17 protein-coding genes are annotated in these 22202 nt (G+C 52.5%); 9 read left to right on the top strand and 8 right to left on the bottom strand.

The window, feature by feature from the left end:
- Positions 1–75: 75 nt before the first annotated feature.
- Entirely contained in the window at positions 76–813 is a 738-nt protein-coding gene (locus HX773_RS15230) for a 1-acylglycerol-3-phosphate O-acyltransferase (protein ID WP_176972222.1), read from the bottom strand.
- A gap of 41 nt (positions 814–854) precedes the next feature.
- The gene (parC, locus tag HX773_RS15225; RefSeq protein WP_176972221.1) at positions 855–3125 is read right to left on the bottom strand and encodes a DNA topoisomerase IV subunit A; all 2271 of its coding nucleotides are present in this window, start codon (positions 3123–3125) and stop codon (positions 855–857) included.
- Between the two features lie 407 nt (positions 3126–3532).
- Between parC and HX773_RS15220 the strand changes: the two genes are divergently transcribed.
- The 6 genes from HX773_RS15220 to HX773_RS15195 all read left to right on the top strand — a co-directional run bounded on the left by HX773_RS15220 (position 3533) and on the right by HX773_RS15195 (position 8876).
- Positions 3533–5095 (top strand): transcription antiterminator, encoded by a 1563-nt coding sequence (locus tag HX773_RS15220; protein WP_176972220.1) that lies wholly within the window; start codon positions 3533–3535, stop codon positions 5093–5095.
- A gap of 17 nt (positions 5096–5112) precedes the next feature.
- The gene (locus HX773_RS15215; protein ID WP_061720482.1) at positions 5113–5583 is read left to right on the top strand and encodes a PTS sugar transporter subunit IIA; all 471 of its coding nucleotides are present in this window, start codon (positions 5113–5115) and stop codon (positions 5581–5583) included.
- Positions 5584–5607: 24 nt separating this feature from the next.
- A complete protein-coding gene (locus tag HX773_RS15210) occupies positions 5608–5922 on the top strand; it encodes a PTS fructose transporter subunit IIB (protein WP_176972219.1) in 315 nt (104 codons plus the stop codon).
- Between the two features lie 11 nt (positions 5923–5933).
- Positions 5934–7025: a PTS fructose transporter subunit IIC gene (locus tag HX773_RS15205; protein ID WP_176972218.1), complete on the top strand. Its 1092-nt coding sequence runs from the start codon at positions 5934–5936 to the stop codon at positions 7023–7025.
- A gap of 9 nt (positions 7026–7034) precedes the next feature.
- Positions 7035–7886 carry a class II fructose-bisphosphate aldolase gene (locus HX773_RS15200; protein WP_176972217.1) on the top strand — a complete coding sequence of 284 codons (852 nt, stop codon included), beginning with the start codon at positions 7035–7037 and terminating at the stop codon, positions 7884–7886.
- 126 nt (positions 7887–8012) lie between these two features.
- Positions 8013–8876, top strand: coding sequence for a ketose-bisphosphate aldolase (locus HX773_RS15195; protein WP_176972216.1), 864 nt, complete (start codon positions 8013–8015; stop codon positions 8874–8876).
- 210 nt (positions 8877–9086) lie between these two features.
- Here the strand turns inward: HX773_RS15195 and HX773_RS15190 are convergent, their stop codons facing one another.
- Entirely contained in the window at positions 9087–9848 is a 762-nt protein-coding gene (locus tag HX773_RS15190) for a transporter substrate-binding domain-containing protein (RefSeq protein ID WP_176972215.1), read from the bottom strand.
- 161 nt (positions 9849–10009) lie between these two features.
- Between HX773_RS15190 and HX773_RS15185 the strand changes: the two genes are divergently transcribed.
- Positions 10010–10588, top strand: a complete 579-nt coding sequence (locus tag HX773_RS15185) for an NAD(P)H-dependent oxidoreductase (RefSeq protein WP_008103382.1) — start codon at positions 10010–10012, stop codon at positions 10586–10588.
- 31 nt (positions 10589–10619) lie between these two features.
- On the top strand, positions 10620–10928 hold the full coding sequence (locus HX773_RS15180) for a putative quinol monooxygenase (protein ID WP_176972214.1): 309 nt from the start codon (positions 10620–10622) through the stop codon (positions 10926–10928).
- 85 nt (positions 10929–11013) lie between these two features.
- Here the strand turns inward: HX773_RS15180 and HX773_RS15175 are convergent, their stop codons facing one another.
- The 4 genes from HX773_RS15175 to HX773_RS15160 form a co-directional block, all read right to left on the bottom strand.
- Entirely contained in the window at positions 11014–14187 is a 3174-nt protein-coding gene (locus HX773_RS15175; RefSeq protein WP_176972213.1) for an Ig-like domain-containing protein, read from the bottom strand.
- A 211-nt stretch (positions 14188–14398) separates the two neighbouring features.
- Positions 14399–15277 (bottom strand): OmpA family protein, encoded by an 879-nt coding sequence (locus HX773_RS15170; protein ID WP_176972212.1) that lies wholly within the window; start codon positions 15275–15277, stop codon positions 14399–14401.
- Between the two features lie 54 nt (positions 15278–15331).
- Entirely contained in the window at positions 15332–17509 is a 2178-nt protein-coding gene (locus HX773_RS15165) for an Ig-like domain-containing protein (RefSeq protein WP_176972211.1), read from the bottom strand.
- 266 nt (positions 17510–17775) lie between these two features.
- Positions 17776–18675, bottom strand: a complete 900-nt coding sequence (locus HX773_RS15160; RefSeq protein ID WP_176972210.1) for a LysR substrate-binding domain-containing protein — start codon at positions 18673–18675, stop codon at positions 17776–17778.
- Positions 18676–18767: 92 nt separating this feature from the next.
- Here HX773_RS15160 and HX773_RS15155 point away from each other — a divergent pair, with 92 nt between their 5' ends.
- Entirely contained in the window at positions 18768–20243 is a 1476-nt protein-coding gene (locus HX773_RS15155) for a tetratricopeptide repeat protein (protein ID WP_176972209.1), read from the top strand.
- A 27-nt stretch (positions 20244–20270) separates the two neighbouring features.
- On the opposite strand, the gene parE is transcribed toward HX773_RS15155, so the two are convergent.
- A complete protein-coding gene (gene parE, locus HX773_RS15150; RefSeq protein WP_061720471.1) occupies positions 20271–22166 on the bottom strand; it encodes a DNA topoisomerase IV subunit B in 1896 nt (631 codons plus the stop codon).
- Positions 22167–22202 lie beyond the last annotated feature (36 nt).

Below are 22202 nucleotides of genomic sequence, written 5' to 3'. Positions count from 1 at the left end.
TGTTGTTCTAATTAATTATTAGTTGCTGTGTGGCTTGAGAACGGGGCAGATGATCACCTGCCCCATTTTGGCTGGTCAGAGTTTACCGTTTTTTTCGCGTTCGGCGACTTCGGCGTTCAATTCTTCCAGTTTAGTCGACATTAATTCACGGCAGTGCGTGGCGAGTTTGCGCACCGAGGTGGTAGCAAACTGCGAGGTATCAACCGGCGGCAACATCTCCACAATCACCAAACCGTTGTTCCAGCGGTTCAGCTTGATCTTGTTGTGGGTGTTAGAAACCACGATCGGGATGATCGGCACGCCGGCCGCTACCGCCGCATGAAACGCGCCGGTTTTGAACGGCAGCAAACCACGACCGCGGCTGCGCGTCCCTTCCGGGAACATCCAGAACGAGATGCGCTTTTTGTTAAACTGCTCCACCAGCTCACCGATGGTGCCGTGCGCTTTGGAGCGATTATCACGGTCAATCAGCAGGTTACCGGTCAGCCAGTAGAGCTGGCCAAAGAACGGAATCCACAGCAGGCTTTTCTTGCCCACGGTCACGGTGGTCGGCTGTACAATTTTGGCCGCCGTAATCATGTCGTAGTTGTTCTGGTGGTTAGCGATATAGATCGCGTTGCCATAATGCGCGGCTTCCGCCGGTTTACGCAGTTCCACTTTGAGGCCAAACACCGTCGACAGCCGACCGAGCATATGGCCGAACGTCGCGACGTGACGCGGATTACGCGGTGAAAACAGACACCAGATACAGCCAACAATACTGACCAGAATCGAATAAACAATAACAATAATTGCTCGTAAAATTAGTAACATAGATTCCTCAAATGGGGCATTCCATCGCCTGAATTACAGCGTTACTCTTCACTCGCGTCGGCTTTCGGACGCGCTGGTGCATTCACTTCTACGCTATCGATACGTTGCAGGCCACGCGCCACGCTGCCGCGACGACCGCGATCGGCACGCACTTTCTGCAGATCTTCATCACGCATGATCAGCTTACGTTTACCGACATACACGGTGATTGACGCGCCCGGCGGCAGAATCAGCAACCATTGTAGTTTGTCGGTGCCCGCTGCGGCTTCCGCTGCAGGAATCGAGATGATCTTGTTGCCTTTGCCTTTCGACATCTGCGGCAGATCGCCAACCGGGAACATCAACATGCGTCCGGCCTGGGTAATCGCCAGCAGCATATCATCGCCCGAATGGACCGCCATTGGCGTCATCACTTTGGCGTTTTCCGGCAGCGTCAGCAGCGCTTTACCGGCACGGTTGCGCGACACCAGATCGGCAAAGGTACAGATGAAACCGTAACCGGCGTCAGAGGCCATCAACAGCTTCTGATCGTCAGGCTCCATCAGCACCTGCTCAATCACCGCGCCCGGCGGTGGCGTCAGTTTGCCGGTGAGCGGCTCGCCCTGCCCGCGCGCCGACGGCAATGAGGTCGGATCCAGCGTGTAGCTGCGTCCGGTGGAGTCGATAAAGGCCACCGGCTGATTGCTCTTGCCGCGTGCGGCGGCCAGATAGCTGTCGCCCGCTTTGTAGCTCAAGCCCGCAGGATCGATATCGTGACCTTTGGCGCTGCGCACCCAGCCCATCTGCGACAGTACGATGGTGACCGGCTCGGCGCTCACCAGCTCGGTTTCGCTCAGCGCTTTGGCTTCTTCGCGTTCGCGCAGCGGCGAACGGCGATCGTCGCCGTAGGTTTGGCTATCGGCCAACAGCTCTTTCTTCAGCAGATTGCTCATCTTGCGCTCGGACGCCAGAATCGCCTGCAGCTGATCGCGCTCTTTTTCCAGATCCGCCTGCTCGCCGCGAATCTTCATCTCTTCCAGTTTGGCGAGATGGCGCAGTTTCAGTTCGAGAATCGCTTCGGCCTGGGTTTCGCTGATGTCAAAGCGCGACATCAGCACCGGCTTCGGCTCATCCTCGGTACGGATGATGTGGATCACTTCATCAATATTGAGGAACGCCACCAGCATACCTTCAAGGATATGCAGGCGACGCAGCACGCGATCTAAACGATAGTTGAGGCGGCGCGTCACGGTATCGCGACGATACACCAGCCACTCAGAGAGGATTTCCAGCAGGTTTTTCACCGCCGGACGGTTATCCAGTCCGATCATGTTCAGGTTAACGCGGTAGCTTTTTTCCAGATCGGTGGTGGCAAACAGGTGATTCATCACCTGCTCGAGATCAACACGATTGGAGCGCGGCACAATCACTAAGCGCGTCGGGTTTTCGTGGTTGGACTCATCACGCAGATCTTCCACCATCGGCAGCTTTTTATTGCGCATCTGGTTAGCGATTTGCTCCAGCACGCGCGCGCCCGACACCTGATGCGGCAGCGCGGTGATCACCACATCGCCATCTTCTTTTTTCCACACCGCACGCTGACGAATCGAACCACGCCCGCTTTCGTAAATCTTACGGATTTCGTTGCGTGGAGTGATGATTTCCGCTTCGGTCGGATAATCCGGACCTTGCACAATATCCAGCAACTCATTCAGCGTGGTGTTCGGGTTGTCGATCAGCTTAACTGCAGCTTCCGCCACTTCGCGCAGGTTATGCGGCGGAATGTCGGTCGCCATACCGACGGCGATGCCGGTGGTGCCGTTGAGCAGAATGTTGGGCAGACGCGCCGGCAACATCTTCGGCTCCTGCATGGTGCCGTCGAAGTTCGGGATGTAATCGGACGTGCCCTGGCCGAGTTCACCCAGCAGGATTTCTGCGTATTTAGACAGGCGCGATTCGGTGTAACGCATCGCGGCGAAGGATTTCGGATCGTCCGGCGCACCCCAGTTTCCCTGACCATCCACCAGCGGATAGCGGTAGGAGAACGGCTGCGCCATCAACACCATCGCTTCATAACAGGCGCTGTCGCCGTGCGGATGGTATTTACCCAGCACGTCACCGACGGTACGCGCCGATTTTTTGAATTTGGCATTGGAATTGAGGCCCAATTCCGACATGGCATACACAATACGGCGCTGCACTGGCTTGAGGCCATCGCCGATGTACGGCAGCGCGCGATCCATGATCACGTACATGGAGTAGTTCAGGTACGCGTTTTCGGTAAACGTGTGCAGGGCAAGACGCTCTGCACCATCCTGCGTCAATTCGCTCATTAAGCTCGCATCCTCACTTCGTGGCCCGCAACGGCGGGACATCCGGCGGTCATTTGGCGAGGATATTACCTTATTCGTGCGGTTTAGTCACAGAGAAGCCCGTTCAGCAAACAGAAACGTCTTGCATTAAATAGCGTGATATTGGTTGGAAAATTAAAACGGAATGGGAGCCATGTCACATTGAATATCGCCAATAATCTGTGAGCAACTTCGCAATTAATATCGCGATGCGTTTGGCGTATTAATCGTGTCCGCAAGCCGGGACAACATTTAGTATTGTTGCATACTGATTACTCTCCTAAATTCATACTCCACAAGCCCCACATTTTTGCGCGTCTGATTTCTGGCATGGAATAAATATAAAAATCAATTAGCCATAAACGTTTTGCCAAAATAAGGGTGAACGAATGCAAATACTGACTTCGCGACAACACCGATTAGTAAAATTGCTGCTGCATCATGCCGCGCCGCAGCCGACAAAAGAATTAGCGTTACAGCTTGGCGTGTCGGAGAAAACCATTCAGCGTGATTTGCAGTGGCTGGAGAGCTGGCTGAGCGACTGGTCACTGCAGCTGGAAAAAATGCCGGGACGCGGCGTGCGCCTGCGGGTGGACGATCTGCAGCAGCGTCTGCAACTGGAGCAGCAGCTCAACGGCGACGAAAGCAGCTCGGATGCGCTGAGCCACAACAGCCGACGGGTAAAGATTGCTTCGCAGCTGCTGAGTGATGCGCCGCGCGCCACCTCAATCAGTAAATTGTCGGAGCGCTACTTTATCAGTCATGCGTCGATCGTGAATGACCTGAAGGTGATTGAAGAGTGGCTGCAGCCGTTGGGTTTGGTGTTGCAGCGCGGCCCCGGCGGTACCCACATTGAAGGCAATGAGCAGACGCTGCGCCAGGCGATGGTCTCGCTGATCAATGATGTGATGCAGCAGAACGTCGCCGGTACGCCGCTGCTACCGCGCCTCGATCCCGGCAGCCAGCAGGCGCTGGTGCACTATTTTGGCGACGAGGATGTGGCTTTTGTGCAGGCGCTGCTGCAGCAGATGGAGCAGCAGCTGAGTTATCCGCTGGGCGATGCGTGGTACCTCAATCTCTGCACCCATATTCTGATCATGATGCATCGCATGGCGCAAGGTAACGCGCTGGCGCTGGAAACCCTGACCAGCGCACAGGATCTCGACCAGCGCATTCTGAAGATTGCCCAGCATATGGTGGTGCAGATTGAACAGCGCATGTGCTGCGCATTGCCAGCCGATGAAGTGGGTTTTATTTATCAATATATTGTTTCGTCCGGCATTGTGGTGGAAGAGCGTGGCGATAATGCGCCGCTGCATAATCAATTTTCAACCGCTGAATCGGTGAAAATAACCTGTGAATTAATCGATCGCTTCGCGTCATTTATTCAGCAGAACTTAGCGCAGGACCGATTATTATTTGAAGGGTTATTAGTTCATATAAAGCCATTATTAAATCGACTCAAATATCATATTCATATTCGTAATCCGCTGCTGGAGGATATTCAGCAGGAGATGAAGGAAATATTTTCGTTAACTCAACAGGCGATGCAATTAACCGCGCGCAGCCAGGGACTTTCATCGGTGGCGGATGACGAAATAGGTTATCTGTGCGTGCATTTCCAGGCGGCGCTGGAGCGACAAATTGCCCACAAACGCATTCTGGTGGTGTGCTCCAGCGGCGTGGGGACTTCACATCTATTGAAGAGTCGCATCCTGCGCGCCTTCCCGGATTGGGAGATTGTCGGCGTGGTTTCCGCCAGCAATCACGCGGAGTTCTGCCAGCGAGAAACGGTGGATTTGGTGATTACCACTATTCACCTCAACGCCGGAGCGGTTCCGGCGGTGTATGTCAGTGCCTTTTTTAACGATGACGATATTCGGCGGGTGACTGACGCCATGATTGGCAGCCAGCTGCCCGACGGCGCCTCCTGCGCTTTGGCTGAACATTAATTGAATGAGGATTCATCATGGATATTTCGCGCATTCTGACGCCACGCCGCGTTAACCTGGCGCTGACCGCCACCACCAAAGAGCAAGCGATTCATGAGCTGACCGATTTGCTCTACCACGATGGCGCCATCAGCGACCGCGCCGCCTTTATCGAAGACGTCTGGCTGCGTGAAGCGGAAGGTTCCACCGGCTTCGAAAATCACATCGCCATCCCGCACGGTAAATCCGCCGCGGTGAAACAAACCACGCTCGCCATTGGCCGCACCCAACACGACATTCCGTGGGAAACGCTCGATGGCAGCCAGGTGCGCTGCATCATCCTGTTCGCGGTGCGACTGGAAGATCAAAACACCACCCATATTCGCCTGTTGTCGCAGGTGGCCAGTGCGCTGGCCGATGATGAGGTGATAGCCCAACTGCTGGTGGAAAACGATGCCAGCAATATCATCCGGCTGTTTAGTCAGTACGCCGAAACCGACCTCTGTTAACACCCTAACTCTCTGAGGTGACACATGAATATCGTCTGTGTAGCGGCCTGCACGGCAGGCATCGCGCATACCTATATTGCGCGCGAAAAACTGATTAAAGGGGCCCACGCGCTGGGCCACACCATCCACGTTGAAACTCAGGGCACCATCGGCACCGAAACGGCGCTGACGCAGCAAGATATTGCCGCTGCGGACGTGGTGATCCTCGCCGTTGACGTGAAGATCAACGGCGAGGAGCGCTTTCAGGGCAAACCCATTGTGCGAGTGAAAACCGAAGTGGTGATCAAGTCACCGGTGAAATTCCTCGAAAAAGTGGCGGATTCACTGGCGCGCGCCTGAGGAGACCCATCATGAGTGACAACAAACGTCAGTACGGCCAGGAGATCAAAGGGCATTTGCTTACCGGGATCTCATGGATGATCCCGCTGATCGTCGCCGCCGGGATCTGCATCGCGCTCGGCCAGGTGATCGGCGGGCCGGATGTCGGTAAGCAGACCGGCACCCTCGCGTGGATGCTTAATCAGATCGGTGGCTGGGGCATGGGCCTGATTGTGCCGCTGATCAGCGCGGCGATCGCCTACTCGATCGCCGATCGTCCCGGCTTTGCGCCCGGCCTGATCGTTGGCTTTATCTGTGGGCAGATCGGAACCGGCTTTATCGGCGGCATCTTCGGTGGCTTCCTGGTCGGTTACACCGTGCTGCTGCTGCGCCGCACCATCAAATTACCGAAATCGATGCAGGGCTTGATGCCGATTATGGTGCTGCCGGTGCTGAGCACCATCATCGCCGGGCTGCTGATGATGACCTTTATCGGCCAGCCGATTGTCTGGCTGCAGAAGGCGCTGATTGCCCTGCTTGAGTCAATGCAGGGCGGCTCGAAGTTTGTGATGGGCGCGATTCTCGGCGCAATGGCCACCTTCGACTTCGGCGGTCCGGTGAATAAAACCATGTCGCTGTTCGCCGACGGCATGCTGGTAGATGGCATTTACGGACCGGAAGCAGTGAAGTTTGTCGGCTCGATGATCCCGCCGTTCGGCATCACGCTCTCTTACCTGCTGAGCCGCAACAAATACACCAAAGCGGAAAAAGAGGCGCTGAAAGCCGCCTTCCCGATGGGCATCTGCATGATTACCGAAGGCGTGATTCCGATTGCGGCGCGCGATCTGTTCCGCGTGGTCGGCAGCTGCGTGGTGGCCTCCGCTATCGCCGGTGGACTGATTATGGTGTGGGGCGTCGGCGCACCGGTGCCGCACGGCGGCATGTTTGTGGTGCCGCTGTTCACCAAACCCTGGCTGTTCTGTTTAGCGCTCGGCATCGGCACCACAGTGTGCGGCGTGATGCTGGCGGTATTGAAAAAGCCGGTGACGCAGGCGGATGAAGAGTTCGATGACGTGGAAGCCCCGGGCGTTCGCGATGAAGAGATCAAATTCACTCTGGAATAAGGAGCCACCATGTTTGCCATGATGAACGACCTGATTCAGGCCGCCGCCCACCAGCGCTATGCGGTGCTGGCGATCAACTGCTTCAACCTTGAAACCGCGCGCGCCGCCATTCAGGCCGCCGAACAACAGCGCGCGCCGCTGATCCTCAATGTTTATCAGGGACACTGCGCGCACTTTCCGCCGGCTGTCGCGGTGCCGTTAGTGCGAGCGCTGGCCGGTGCCGCCAGCGTACCGGTGGCGCTGGCACTCGATCACGGCAAAGCGTTTCCACTGATTGGTCAGGCGTTTCGCACCGGTTTCACTGGCTTGATGATCGATGCCTCGTACGAACCGCTGGCAGAGAACATTCGCCAGACCGCTACCGTGGTGAAAATGGCGCATACCGCCGGTGTGTGCGTCGAGGGCGAGCTGGGACATATCGCCGATGCGCCAACTTACGAGCTGGCTGATGCCTCAGTGAAGATGACGCAGGTGGCCGATGTGCTGCCGTTTATCGAGCAGACCGATATCGATCTGCTGGCGATCTCGGTTGGCACCGCGCACGGGCTCTATCCGGCTGGCGTGAAGCCGAAGATCGATTTTCAGCGCTTGCAGGAGCTGCATGCGGTGTCCACACGTCCATTGGCGTTGCATGGCGGATCGGGTACGCCCGCCGAGGATATCCGCCGCGTCAGTGAGTTTGGTGTCGCCAAGATCAACGTCGGCGCAGCGGTGTTTGATGCCGGGAAAATGGCGGTGGAACAGGCCTTGAAACAGCATCCGCACGCTGAGTTAGCCGATGTGCTCGGGCTGATGGAATCCGCTTGCCGCGAAGTGGTGGCGGAGTATCTGAGCTGGTCGGGATCGGCGGGCAAGGTTTAAGTGCGGCGTTAATTAGTGGTCGCCATGAATGGCGACCCTACAAGCATTGTCAATTCACATTCATATCCACTATCGGGTCGGCGCGCGCGTCGGCTCCGGTAAACATCACGCTGAGGAAATATTAACATGTTGATTTCAATGAAAGAGATGTTGGCACCGACTCGTGAACACCGCTACGCGATTGGCGCATTTAACGTGGCAGACAGCTGCTTTATCCGCGCGGTGGTTGAAGAAGCCGAAGCCACCAATACGCCGGCGATCATCTCCATCCACCCGAGCGAACTGGAATTTGTTACCGACGAATTCTTTGGCTATGTGCGTGAACGTACTCTTAAAAGCAAAGTGCCCTTCACTATTCATCTCGATCACGGCGCGTCGATTGCTCAGGTGTTACGCGCCATTCAGTGCGGCTTCACGTCGGTCATGATCGACGGCTCGCTGCTGCCGTATGAAGAGAACGTGGCGTTGACCAAAGAAGTGGTGAAGCTGGCGCATGCGGTGAGCGTTTCAGTGGAAGGCGAACTCGGCACCATCGGCGATACCGGCACTTCAGTGGAAGGTGGCGTGAGTAAAGTGATCTACACCGAACCGGCGCAGGCGGAGGATTTCGTGCAGCGCACCGGCGTGGATACGTTGGCGGTGGCGATTGGTACTGCGCACGGCATCTACCCGAAAGATATGAAGCCGGAGTTGCAGATGCATATCCTGCGAGATATTGCGCAGCGCACCACCATTCCGCTGGTGCTGCACGGTGGTTCGGCCAATCCGGATGCGGAGATCGCCGAAGCGGTGACGCTCGGCGTCGGTAAAATCAATATTTCCAGCGATATGAAATTCGCCTATTTCGATAAGCTGCGTGAGATTTTGGCGCGCGAAACCTGGTGGGATCCGAATGTGATTTATCCGGATGCGATTGCTGCGGCGAAGTCAGTCATTCGCTACAAGATGAATCTGTTTGGCGGGTTGGGTAAGGCGAGTTTGTATCGTTGAGAGCTGTTGTCTGGTGCGCATGATTGCGCACCGGGTACATAGGTCGCCATAAATGGCGTAATGCCGATCAGTTAAGCACCGCATCACATCACGGCACATTTCGTAGCGGCGCGATTTATCGCGCAATGAATTGCGCCGCTACGAAATGTGCGCGCAGTAATTTGTGTTTTAATCTCTTAGCTGACGAGCATTACGCCATAAATGGCGACCCTACTTTACGCCTAACCATTGCTTGGCAATCTGGGCGTATTCGCCGGTGGCGGTGCTGAGATGCAGCCACTGATCGACATACAGCTTCCAGCTCATATCATCGCGCGGGATCATGTACGCCTTCTCGCCGTACTGCATCGGTTTGTCCGGATTGATGGCGCACAGCGTGGGATAATGCTGCTGCTGGAACAGCGCTTCGGACGCATCGGTGATCATCACGTCCGCTTTGTTATCTACTAACTGCTGGAAAATCCCCACGTTATCTGCCAGTTGCAGCGTCGCCTGTGGCAAGTGGCTGTGCACGAAGGCTTCGTTGGTGCCGCCCGCCGGTTCAATCACACGCACGCTTGCCTTGTTGATCTGCTCAACCGTCTGGTATTTCGCTTTGTCATCACAGCGTACCAGCGGGATTTTGCCATCGACGCCGAGCGGCTGGGCGAACCAGGCGATCTGCTGACGCTTGAGCGTGACCGATACGCCGCCCAGTGCGATATCACACTGCTTCGCGACGAAATCATCGCTCAGGGTTTTCCATGTGGTTGGCACCCATTGCACCTTTGCGCCAAGGCTGGCCGCCAGCGATTGCGCCATGCTGATATCCAAACCTTCATATTGGCCATCGCTGCGCAGATAGCTGTAAGGTTTGTAATCGCCGGTAGTACAGACTTTTAAGGTTTTACTGGTGCGGATGTCATCGAGATGGGATTGCGCCTGAGCGGCGCCAGTCGCCAATAGTAATGCACTGATTATCGCGGTTTTCATGGTCTCTTCTTATTCGAGTTGATGGTGGTTTGCGGACGGATTGTTTCATAAGCGACTGCATTATTGCTTTGTGAGCAAAAGTCTTGTGATCAATCACGCATTTTTCTCTTTCACGCGCGCGCGTAGAGTGTGCGGCATCAACGAGAAACGGAGCGGATTACATGAACTTTTTAATTATCGATGGCGGCAAAACCTTCGCCCATTCGAAAGGCGAACTGAACCATACCTTAACTGACGTCGCAGCCAGCCAGCTGCGCGACCTTGGCCATCAGGTGCAGGTGACCATCGCCGATAGCGATTACAACGTGGCAGAAGAAGTGCAGAAGTACCTCGACAGCGATGTGGTGATTTATCAGATGCCTGGCTGGTGGATGGGCGAGCCGTGGACGGTGAAAAAGTACATCGATGATGTCTTCACTGAAGGTCACGGTTCACTGTATGCCAGCGATGGTCGCACGCGTAGCGATGCCGGCAAGAAATACGGTTCTGGCGGTTTGATTCAGGGTAAAAAATACATGCTGTCACTGACCTGGAACGCCCCACTGGAAGCTTTTAACGATCCCGAGCAGTTCTTCGAAGGCGTTGGCGTGGATGGTTTGTATCTGCACTTTCATAAAGCCAACCAGTTCCTCGGTATGGAAGGTTTGCCGACCTTTATCTGTAACGATGTAATTAAAATGCCGGACGTGCCACGCGATATCGAACGTTATCGGACTCATCTCAGCCAGATCTTTGCTTAACTGTAAGCACCCAGGGAAAAAAGGAACCACTATGTTAACCGTCGTAGCAGAAATTTGTATCAAACCAGGCCGTCGTCAGGTGGTGCTGGATGCGATTAACCAGCTTATTCCTACCGTGCTGGAAGAAGAGGGTTGCCATCAATACGACGCATTAGTTGATCACCAGGCACAAGTGCCGTGGAAGCAGAATTCACCCGACTCAATTTTCATGCTGGAATTGTGGGATTCACTGCGCCATCTGGAGCAGCATCAGCAGATGCCGCATATGGATGCGCATCGTGCGTTGATTAAAGATGAAGTGGTTGATGTAAAAATCCTGGTACTGGAAGCGGCTAAGTAAGTCCATTTAGTTTACGCTTCAGCATCATGCATAAAAAAAGCCCCGGTTTCGCGACCGGGGCTTTTGTTTAGCAGCTAATCAGGGATTAGTGCTGTTGTTCCTGCATCAGATGCTGTGGAACCATCACTTCAGCATCGCCACCGTTGTTCTGGTAAACGTTGTACTCAACGCCTGCCACAGTCACGGTGCCATTTGCCTGGCTCCAGTTATTCACATCTTCACCTTGCGGCAGGATGTCTTCCAGCTTCAGATCTTCACCGGCTTTCTCAGATACGATCATCTGGGTTTTGCCGTTGTCGATGAACAGTGAATCGCTGCTCTGAGACAGGATGTCATTCAGTGACATATGCATCAGATCTTCGTTCAGATCCATTACGCTGAGCGGACCGCCCAGATCTGGTGGACCTGGAGGAGTGGTATCCACTTCTACATTAATTTCTGTATCAAGCTTATATTCGTTGCCCGCGACGTCACGAATACCAACAGTGAACGTATATTCATGATCTGCCAACTCTGCAGTTTCGATTCTCCAGGCGCCACCGACGATAGTTGCCTTGCCAACCTCCATCGTGATGGTATCAATAACATTACCATCTTCATCTTTTTCATCGTAGGTGCCATACACCACAACGATGTCACCATCTGCGCCGGTACCTTTCATGATCAACGTTTTGTCGTTGATAGCCGGATCGCGCCCCTGAGCATCAGGCACCAGTTGTACATCGGTACCCGATGCATCAGTGTACACACCGGTAAATGCACCTGTTGTTGGTGCTGTGATATCCACCGTGAAGCTAATGCCATCACTGACTGGGCCTTTCACACCTGAGGCACTTTCTGGCTGAACGGTAATGGTATGAGAACCTTCGCCAAGCACTGGCGTTTCAAATTTCCACTCACCATTTGCGACGGTCACGCGACCAATCTCAACGTCTTTATCGTAAATGATGACGGTAGTACCATCGACACCCTTACCTTCCAGAGTCGGTTGTTTATCGTCAGTCAAATCCCCTTCTTTGATCGGACCCTTGATTGGATCAACGTCATCGATGATCACAAACTCTTCCAGCGCATCTGGCACTTGGGTATCAATGATCACTTTAATCGGATCGGATGGCTTAGACGTGTTACCCGCTGGATCGGTAATTTCAACGATCACTTCGTGTTCACCATCTGGGATTGGTTTTTCAGGGGTAACTGACCAATCACCACCGGGTCCTACGATGGCAGTACCGATGACTTCTTTATTGCCATCTTCATCAACAATGATGATTTCTACGGTATCACCCTCTTCAGCTCCACCACCCTGGAATTCAGGGGTGCTATCGTCAGTCGCTTCGCCTGGAAGCAATGGACCTGTTTTATCGCCTTCGTTATCGATAATTGATGGTTCAGCTGGTTTCACTGGCGGCGTGGTGTCAATGATGATGACCACAGGATCAGAAGGACCTGAACGCTTGCCACCTGACTCAACTTCAACCACTAACGACAGCTCTTCCTCTTCACGCTCAGGCAGTTCGAATTCCCATGCGCCATCTTTAACAACAGCAGTACCAACTTCTACTCCATTATCAATAATATGAATGATGTCACCGTCGTTACCCGAACCGCGCAGTACTGGAGTGGTGTCATTGGTGGAATCGCCGTCTTTCAGAGGAATTTCAGTGTCGCCATTGTTGGCAACGATTTCCTCAATCTTGCCAGGTGGCAGTAAGTTTGGATCAACGATCAGTTCGAACTCATCGGTCTTAGGCGAGGTGTTACCGCCTTTAGACTGTGAATCAACGCGCAGGCTGTGTGGACCGTCTTCCAGATCCAGATCAATTGACCACTCACCACGAGGCCCCGCAATAACGCTTGCAATAATTTCATTGCCATCCCAGATACGTACCAGTGCTCCGGCATCAGCTGTACCTGAGAACGTAGGCGTTTTGTCATCAGTGGTATCACCTGATTTCAATGGCCCCTTGTAGCTACCTACATCGTCTAAAACCTCTCCCAGCGTCGGCAGGCCCGGTGTGGAGGTATCGAGATTGATGATGAAGTTGTCTGACTTCGCGCTTGTTTTACCTTGAGGATTCTCATACATGGCGCTAAATACATATGGGCCATCGGTGGTCAGGGTTGGTTCAAAGGTCCAGCGACCATCATCACCGGCCATCGCTGTTCCGAGAGCAACGGTGCTGCTATTGCCGTAGATATAAACCACTGAGCCTGGCTGAGCGACACCGTTCAAGGTTGGCGATTTGTCATTGGTATATTGGCCTGATGACAGGTAATCCAGGGTTCCTTCATTATCAATCACGCGCATAATTTCCGGCGCTTCTGGTGCAGTCCCATCAACGATAAGAATCTGTTGTCCTGCGCTGCCCCAGTTACCTGCACGATCGATGTAACGAACCTGATAAAAATAGGTGCCATCCTCAATTTCGAGGGTAGGAATTGCCCACGTACCATCCGGTTTAACCGTGGTAGTGTAGATTTCGTTATTAATAATCACCTGAACTAAAACGCCTGATTCAGCATTTTTGCCACTTGGCGTGATGATATTTTTCGTGACATAAGTTGGTGTAACACCGTCGTCATTCTGAGCGAAAGTGCCGAAGTCAGCAGGTGCAACAACCGCATGCGATGCTTCTGGAGCATCCGCAGCTACCACGGTACCGCTGGTAATGCTCAGTTTGAACTCTGGTGATTTAACACTCTCGTTGCCATTAACATCTTTAGCTGTGACCGTTAAGGTATGATCACCATCCTGAAGTTCTGGCGTTAAAGTCCACGCACCCATGCTGTTAGCTTTGACCGACGCAACAGGCGTTGTACCAGCGTTATCAAAGAGATAAACCATGGAGTTTGGCTCAGCAACACCTGAAAGCACCGGCTTGTGCTCGTCGCTGCTATCACCCGGCGTAAGGTTGCCTGTGTCGTTACCTGTGCTATCAACCGCACGCCAGATTTCAGGCTGTGCTGGGGCTGATTTATCAACGTTCACAATATATGAGCCGGGAGTGCCGCGGTTAGTTGCTCTATCAATATAGGTAATCTGCAGGGTATGCATACCTTCAGCCCAGCCGCCTGGCGGAGTGAAAGACCACTTTCCATCATCATTTACAGAGGTTGTATAAGTCACACCATCAATAATAATTTCGACTTTACCGCCTGGAGCCCCGTTAGAATCCAGATCGGTCCATTTGTAATCGGTATCTTTAGTGTTAATAAATTTTACAGGCTTAATTGCATTAATGCTGTTGTTAGCCATGAGCATATTCCTTTTGAATTTGGGGTTTTAGGATCCGGATATCCCTCCGGAACAAAATCATTTTCGACTAGTTAGTGAAATACGTAACACAGGACACGTCTTAAAACTCTGAGCGTCTCTAACTAACCAATCGATAAAAATAAACAATAAAAGTGGCTCTCAATTATTTTCAGAAAAGCCACCTGTAAACTCTTAGAAACCAATAGCGATATTATTTATTTTCCACACTAATAATAACGCGACGTTCGTTGGCATAGCAGGCTACCTGCTCTTTCTGCGAGCCCTGGCATTGCTTAGTTACCTGGCTTTCCCCCATACTTTGAGAAGAAATATTGGCACCAGAAATTCCATTATTTACTAATAATTTCTTAATCGCGTCAGCACGAAGCTGACCTAATCGCATGTTGCTATTCTCGTCACCGATAGGATCGGTAAAGCCGGTTACCACAATATGCGGTTGCTCATTAGACTGGCGCTTAACCATGGCAGCAAATTGCTGAATAGCATTACGACCTTCACTGGAAATGTCATTGCTGCTGGCGCTAGCAAAATTGAAGAGCAGGTCTGATGAAAACTCATAATTATCATATGAGTGAGTGGTACCAGCCTGACAAGCTACTACTAAAGAGCTACGTGATAACACATGGGTTTGCTGTCGAGTACCGACCAGCTGCTGCTGTGCTTCGGTTTCACTGGTCACGAGTGGACGACCGGAACCGTCCAGGCTAGCACGGATGTAATAGGTTTTCCCTGCGGCCAGATTATCGCGCCATGGTTGCTGCTGCTTGCCCTGATAGGATGGCGCGTCGTTAGTGAAGCTCGCCAGAGAATGCACACCCGGATTCAAACAGAACGTGCTATAACCGCCCGCAAGCAGAGCTGTTTGAAATTCACCATCAACATAAATATGTGCGGGTAAATTGCCGATAGCATCCGCTGGACGATAATAGACAATACGAACCTGGTCAGCAGCAGCAGAAGGCATTGAACGCCAGGCTTGACCGAAGTTATTTTGTGCATGCGCATTAAATACAGTCATTGCTGACAATGAGGCAAATGCAGCCAGCATCAGGATAGTTTTATTTTTCATGATCACTCCAGAAAACAGGTGTGATTAAACACCTGTATCTATTTTTCTCAAAAATTAGTTGTGTGATGAATGATCGATAAACTCATTCATCTCATATGCGGAATTAATGGTTGAATCATTCGTTGTTAATACACCTGCCGTAGTGACTTTATTGGCATCAACAATGAAATTGATATCATTCAGCAAACTATTTTTAAGATCGTGAATGACTGCACCCTCTTCCGGCTGATCGTTCAACAATGACTGGCTCTGTTCAGACAACAAGTCGGACAGATTCAGTGCATTAATTGATAATTCACCAAGTTCCGGTTGTCCGGGTGCTACGGTATCGACCACAACTTCATAAATACCTGTTTTAGCAGTGACAACCCCGTCAGCACCTTTAAAGGCAGCTTCGATTTTATACGTATCATCTGCTAACTCAGGAGTGGTAAAACTCCATTTACCATCAGTATTAATCGTTACAGAGTAATACGTATGACCGGTAGGGCTGGTAATCCACAGATAAACAATGTTACCTGCAGTGCCAGATCCTTCAATAATCATTGTTGGGTCGTTAGAGTCTATATTTCCGTTTCCAACCAACTGTTTCTGACCGGCATCATTGTTATCTTTGAACACCCCATCAATAGTTCCCGTTACAGGGACTTCCGGATTAGGTTCAACTTCTTTGCCTGGATCAAAATTAGGATCTTCGATTTTAATGATGACTTTATCGGAAGGTGCAGATTCATTGCCCGCTGGATCTGTAACGATGATCTGGAATTCATGATCGCCATTATCAATTGGTTTTTCCGGGGTAAAAGTCCATTCACCTTTGTCTCCAACAACCGTGCTACCAATGACTTTGCCGTTATCGATAATTTTAATAATTTCGCCCTTCTCACCTTTGCCTTCAAAGGTCGGCGTGCTGTCTTCCGTTTTCTCGCCAGTACCAATCGGTGCACCGTCATTATCAGAGATTTGACCGATACCCTGGTTTTCTGGAGCGATAGTATCTACCTCAACAATCCATGGCGCAGAAGGAAGTGATTTATTACCGACTTCGTCAACCACCACAGCGCTGAAATCGTGCTTACCGTCTTTGAGTTCCGGGCTGATAAACTTCCAGTTGCCGTCCTTATCAGCTTTCGCCGTTCCAATCAGTGTGCCATCTTTCCAAATCTCAACGGTGGAACCCACCTCTGCTTTACCTGACAAGACTGGCGTGTTGTCTTTCGTCATACCGCCATTTGCGATTTCTTTTGCTGGAGTCACCGAATCATCGATCATGCCACCAATGGTGCCTTTCGCTGGTGCAGTCAGATCAACGGTGAATTTCCATGCTTCGCTTGCCTCACCAACAACACCGCTTCCATTGCGCTCACGCGTGGTGATGCTGTGATCGCCAGCTGGAAGTGCAGTGCCTGGTGTGAATGACCAGGTGCCGTTTTCGCCAACGGTGGTTTCACCAATTTTGTTTGCACCATCCCAAATTTCGATCACATTACCTTTGGTGCCGGTACCGTTCAGCGTTGGTTTGGTGTCATCAGTACGGCCACCTTTCGCGATCAGACCCGTTACGCTACCCACGTCATCGAACAAACCATTCACAACTGGAATATGAACATCGCCACCGCCGTTATCGCCGCCACCTTTACCGCCGTCACCGCCCTTACCGCCGTCGCCACCGTTACCGTTTCCGCCGTTGTTACTACCGCTGTTACTGTCCTGATACTGCTCTTTTGCCGCCAGGAAACCCAGACCAGCAGCTGCGGCGATGGCAGCCAGACCGCCCAATGCGATTAACGCCGGTGACCACTCAAAGCCTGAAGCCAGCGCAAAACCACCGTCGCTATCAACGGTACTTTCACCCAAAGCTAAGGCGCTGGTTTCGCCATCGGCCAATGCGGCAGCATCGTGATCAGAATCACCATCGGTGGCGACGTATTCATGCATGGCGCCATCTTCAGCTTTACCGACTAAAGAACCTGATTTAGCAAAAAAGTCTTCGATAATCAGATCAGGTTCGCTGGCGTCGGAACCTTCTAGCATCACCAGCAGATTTTTACCTACGCGCTTCACGGTAATATTTTCTGGCGCAACGCCGTCATTACCCTGGGTCAGCAAATATTTACCATTGGTAACAGCCTGAATTTTTGCAGCTTTACCGTCTTTACCGACACGCAATGCTTCCGCTTTCGTTATTGTTTTTTTATCAATAACCGCAACACTCACTGGCGAAACGTTCATGATTAATCCCTTTCGTACATTAGATTTTGATTGCGCGATTGCGTACAAGCGCAGCAATCTCCCTGGCTTAACCCACCGGTGTGGGCTCAAAGTGAGCGACATAATCGGGAAAGAGAGATTTCCGAGACATAAGAAACGTCCCGTTAGGAAAGAAAAAATTTCCTAACGTTGCCAAAAAGGGAGTTAGTTAATTAACTATCTGAATTAACGAACTTTTATGGATGGATAAATGAAGATAGAAGGGAATTAACTGAACAGGAACAAGACTATAACAGATGATTTTCCTGAATTTTTTCGCGTAAAAAATTCAGAAAACAGGTAATGCGCGAGGTAAGGGATTGGTTGCGATAATAGACCGCATGGATGGGTAAACGCTGTTCACGCGTTTCCGTTTGTAAAATCTGCACCAGACGCCCACTGACGCGATCTTCACGGCTAACAAAATCGGATAAACGTACGATACCTTGCCCGGCTAAAGCCAGTTGACGCAATGTTTCGCCACTGGAGGCGGACAGCGTAGGTTTGATGCGCAAGAACTCACCTTCCCGCTGCCACACCGGCCAGACGTTATGGACATCAAGCTGACTGAACCCCAGCAACTGATGGTTCGCCAGCAACTCAACGCTTTCAGGAACGCCAAACTTTTCGAGATAATCTGGGCTGGCTAACAGGCGTATGGCGCTGCTACCGAGAACGCGCGCGCGTAGCGTCGAATCGCGCAGCTCGCCGATGCGAATGGCGATGTCTGTTTGCTGCTCCAGCAGATCGATCACGATATCGTCGGTGTTCAATTCCAGCTGAATCAGCGGATAGCGCTGACGAAACTCCGCCACCAGCGGCACAATAACGTGCAGGGTGAATGGCGTATTGGCATTGACGCGTAATCGTCCAGAAGGGATATCCCGGCGCTGCGCGATCAGTTCTTCCGCCTGTTCAACTGACGCCAGAATCTGCCGCGCATGATCGAGAAAAATCAGTCCCTCCTCGGTCAGTGCCAGCCGACGCGTGGTGCGATGCATCAAGGTGGTTTGCAGCTTGCTTTCGAGGCGGCTAAGCGCGCGGCTCACGCCAGAGCTGGTTTGATCTAACTGCTCCGCTGCTGCGGTAATCGATCCGGTATCCACCACCGCAACCCAGGCACGTAACTCTTCCAGTGTTATTTTCAACTTTCCATCCTCAAAGAACGAGACCTGTCTTAGCGCTGTTTCTGACACTTGTGACGTAAATTACGCCACTTTATTAGCGGCAGGATATCACAATGCGCCATAAACCTCGGATGGCTAACGATTTACGTCAGCAGCAAGCGGTAACCCAGTTACTGCAGCAAGGGCGACAGGAAGAAGCCTGGCGTAAGATTCGGGCGCATCTGACACTTGCTCCGTACGATGGCTGGTTTCTGTTTGAAGCCGCACGGCTTGCACGACGCAGCGGCGAGCTCGATCTGGCTCAGCGCTACTATCAGCGAGCACTGAAGCTTACGCCACAAGATGCCGGATTGCTCAATGGTCTCGGCTTGACCCATTACGAAGCCGGACGTTGGGACGAGGCGGAAGTCAGCTATCAGGCTGCACTGAAATCACATGCGGGCTATGCCGCCTGTCACAACAATTACGCCATTATGCTGCATAAACAGCGCCGCTTTCATCTTGCTCTTGAGCAGTATCGATTGGCGTTGCTCAGCCAACCGGATTACACCGAAGCCCGCTATGGCATGAGTACGTTGCTGGCGCATATGGGGCAGCTGCAAGAAGCAGAAAGCCTGATGCAGCAAGTGTTGCACGCACGTCGCGCCGATCGACGCTGCCGTAATGCGCTCGGCATGGTGCAATTACAACAAGGTAACTTCGCGGCTGGCTGGTCCAACTATCAGGCGCGTTATGCGGCAGATAATCCTGACCGCTTCTTTACCTTGCCTAAACTGCCGATTCGCTACTGGCAGGGAGAAGATCTGCGCGGCAAAACGCTGCTTGTGCGGACTGAACAGGGAATGGGCGATGAGATTCAGTTCTGCCGTTATCTCACACGCGTGAAAACCGAAAAGCAGGCAGAAACAGTGATTATGCTGGGAAGCGAAGCCTTAAAACCATTGATGGGCACGTTGCCACACCTCGATCATTATCTCACGCGAGACGATCAACAACATGCGCTGCCACAGGCTGATTATTGGTGCTCGCTTCTGGATTTACCGCAGCATTTCCTCAATTCACCACAGCCTTTTAGTGCGCATCATCCGTATCTGTTCAGCACCGCTGATCAGCAGGAAAAGTGGCCGATTAAGGGCAACGGGAAAAAAATCGGTATCGTGTGGAAAGGGTCCAGCAAACACAATAATGATAGCGAACGTTCACTTGCGCATTTGTCACAGCTTGCACCGTTGTTTGACCTGCCTGATATCAACTGGATAAGCCTGCAAAAAGGCGCGGGTGAAGAGGACATTATCGATTTCCTACACGTGCAACCACTTGGTGCGCAGTTCAGCAGTTATCAGGACACAGCCGCAGTTATTGCGCAGCTGGATTTGGTGATTGGTGTCGATACCTCAGTGATCCATCTAGCCGGAGCGATGGGTAAACCCTGTTGGGTATTGTTGCCTGCCTGGGCGCGCGATTGGCGCTGGTTAGAGAATCGCGAAGATTCACCATGGTATCCGCAGATGAGACTGTTTGCGCGCGGGCAGGATGAAGAGTGGAGCGCGGTCATTACGCGGGTTAAACAGGCATTGCAGCAGCAATAAAAAGGGACGCCGCGGCGTCCCTAATTTTTACACTTCGAGGTCGGCTAAATCGCCTTTCTCTTGCAGCCAGTTTCGGCGGTCTTCCGAGCGTTTCTTCGCCAGCAGCATGTCCATCACACGCAGCGTTTGGTCGACATCCTCATCACTGATCGTCAATTGCACCAGACGACGCGTATTCGGATCGAGCGTGGTTTCGCGCAGCTGCAGCGGGTTCATTTCACCCAAGCCCTTAAAGCGCTGCACATTCGGCTTACCCTTCTTACGCTTCAGCTGGTCCAGCACGCCCTCTTTCTCGTCTTCGTCTAAGGCGTAATAGACTTCTTTGCCGAGATCGATGCGATAGAGTGGCGGCATCGCCACATACACATGGCCGTGCTGCACCAGCGAGCGGAAATGCTTCACAAACAGCGCGCACAGCAGCGTGGCAATGTGAAGGCCGTCGGAGTCCGCATCCGCAAGAATACAGATCTTGCCGTAACGCAGCTGGCTGAGATCTTCGCTGTCAGGATCGATACCGATCGCCACTGAAATATCATGCACTTCCTGCGAGGCCAGCACTTCGTCCGAAGAGACTTCCCAGGTGTTAAGGATCTTGCCTTTCAGCGGCATGATCGCCTGATAATCACGATCGCGCGCTTGCTTGGCGGATCCGCCTGCAGAATCCCCTTCGACAAGGAACAGTTCGGTTCTATTCAAATCTTGTGCGGTGCAGTCAGCCAGTTTTCCCGGCAGCGCCGGTCCGCTGGTGAGTTTTTTACGCACCACTTTCTTCGCGGCGCGCATACGGCGCTGCGCGCTGGAGATCGCCAGCTCGGCCAGCATTTCAGCCGCCTGCACGTTCTGGTTCAACCACAGGCTGAAGGCATCTTTAACCACCGCTGAGACGAACGCGGCACACTGACGTGACGACAGGCGCTCTTTGGTTTGACCGGCAAACTGGGGATCCTGCATCTTCACCGACAGCACGTAAGCACAGCGATCCCAGATATCTTCCGCTGACAGCTTCACGCCGCGCGGCAGAATATTGCGGTATTCGCAGAACTCACGCATGGCATCCAGCAATCCCTGACGCAAGCCGTTAACGTGCGTGCCGCCTTGCATGGTTGGGATCAGGTTAACGTAGCTCTCCGTCAGCAGTTCGCCGCCTTCCGGCAGCCACAGCAGCGCCCAATCCACCGCTTCCACATCGCCAGCAAAACTGCCCACAAAGGGTTTTTCCGGTAGCGTCGGTAAGCCATCAATCGCTTCACACAGGTAATCGGTCAGGCCATCCTGATACATCCAGGTTTGTTCGGTGTCGTTGACCTTGTCTTTAAAGACAATTTCCACGCCCGGACAGAGCACGGCTTTGGCTTTTAACAGATGTGATAAACGAGAAACCGAGAAACGTGGGCTATCAAAGAAGCTTTCATCTGGCCAGAAGTGCACGCTGGTGCCGGTATTGCGTTTACCGACGGTGCCGGTAACCGTAAGATCCTGCACCTTGTCGCCATTTTCGAAGGCAATCTGGTAGATTTCGCCGTTACGACGCACGGTAACTTCCACGCGCTTCGACAAGGCGTTAACCACCGAAATCCCGACGCCGTGCAAGCCGCCTGAGAACTGATAGTTTTTGTTAGAGAATTTGCCGCCCGCATGCAGGCGACAAAGAATCAGCTCAACCGCAGGCACGCCTTCTTCCGGATGGATATCCACCGGCATGCCACGACCATCATCAATAACTTCCAGCGACTGGTCGGCATGAAGAATTACTTCCACACGTTTGGCGTGACCGGCCAGCGCCTCATCGACGCTGTTATCGATCACTTCCTGGCCCAAATGGTTCGGGCGCGTGGTATCGGTGTACATCCCAGGACGACGACGCACCGGTTCAAGGCCGGTCAGGACCTCAATGGCATCGGCATTATAGCTTGATTGGCTCATCGTAAATGTCTGATTAGCAATAGGAAAATGGCCCCA

Source organism: Pantoea sp. B9002, assembly GCF_013385945.1.
Classification (GTDB): domain Bacteria; phylum Pseudomonadota; class Gammaproteobacteria; order Enterobacterales; family Enterobacteriaceae; genus Pantoea.
Note: the sequence above shows the minus strand (reverse complement) of the source record. Positions and strands in the feature narration are given on the sequence as shown.

Bases quoted from the DNA above. Each gene is read 5' to 3' on its own strand.
- HX773_RS15195 (WP_176972216.1), top strand. From the start codon at position 8,013: ATGTTGATTTCAATGAAAGAGATGTTGGCACCGACTCGTGAACACCGC.
- HX773_RS15190 (WP_176972215.1), bottom strand. From the start codon at position 9,848: ATGAAAACCGCGATAATCAGTGCATTACTATTGGCGACTGGCGCCGCT.
- HX773_RS15200 (WP_176972217.1), top strand. From the start codon at position 7,035: ATGTTTGCCATGATGAACGACCTGATTCAGGCCGCCGCCCACCAGCGC.
- HX773_RS15165 (WP_176972211.1), bottom strand. From the start codon at position 17,509: ATGAACGTTTCGCCAGTGAGTGTTGCGGTTATTGATAAAAAAACAATA.
- HX773_RS15210 (WP_176972219.1), top strand. From the start codon at position 5,608: ATGAATATCGTCTGTGTAGCGGCCTGCACGGCAGGCATCGCGCATACC.
- HX773_RS15180 (WP_176972214.1), top strand. From the start codon at position 10,620: ATGTTAACCGTCGTAGCAGAAATTTGTATCAAACCAGGCCGTCGTCAG.
- HX773_RS15155 (WP_176972209.1), top strand. From the start codon at position 18,768: ATGCGCCATAAACCTCGGATGGCTAACGATTTACGTCAGCAGCAAGCG.
- HX773_RS15170 (WP_176972212.1), bottom strand. From the start codon at position 15,277: ATGAAAAATAAAACTATCCTGATGCTGGCTGCATTTGCCTCATTGTCA.
- parE (WP_061720471.1), bottom strand. From the start codon at position 22,166: ATGAGCCAATCAAGCTATAATGCCGATGCCATTGAGGTCCTGACCGGC.
- HX773_RS15220 (WP_176972220.1), top strand. From the start codon at position 3,533: ATGCAAATACTGACTTCGCGACAACACCGATTAGTAAAATTGCTGCTG.
- HX773_RS15175 (WP_176972213.1), bottom strand. From the start codon at position 14,187: ATGGCTAACAACAGCATTAATGCAATTAAGCCTGTAAAATTTATTAAC.
- parC (WP_176972221.1), bottom strand. From the start codon at position 3,125: ATGAGCGAATTGACGCAGGATGGTGCAGAGCGTCTTGCCCTGCACACG.
- HX773_RS15215 (WP_061720482.1), top strand. From the start codon at position 5,113: ATGGATATTTCGCGCATTCTGACGCCACGCCGCGTTAACCTGGCGCTG.
- HX773_RS15185 (WP_008103382.1), top strand. From the start codon at position 10,010: ATGAACTTTTTAATTATCGATGGCGGCAAAACCTTCGCCCATTCGAAA.
- HX773_RS15230 (WP_176972222.1), bottom strand. From the start codon at position 813: ATGTTACTAATTTTACGAGCAATTATTGTTATTGTTTATTCGATTCTG.
- HX773_RS15205 (WP_176972218.1), top strand. From the start codon at position 5,934: ATGAGTGACAACAAACGTCAGTACGGCCAGGAGATCAAAGGGCATTTG.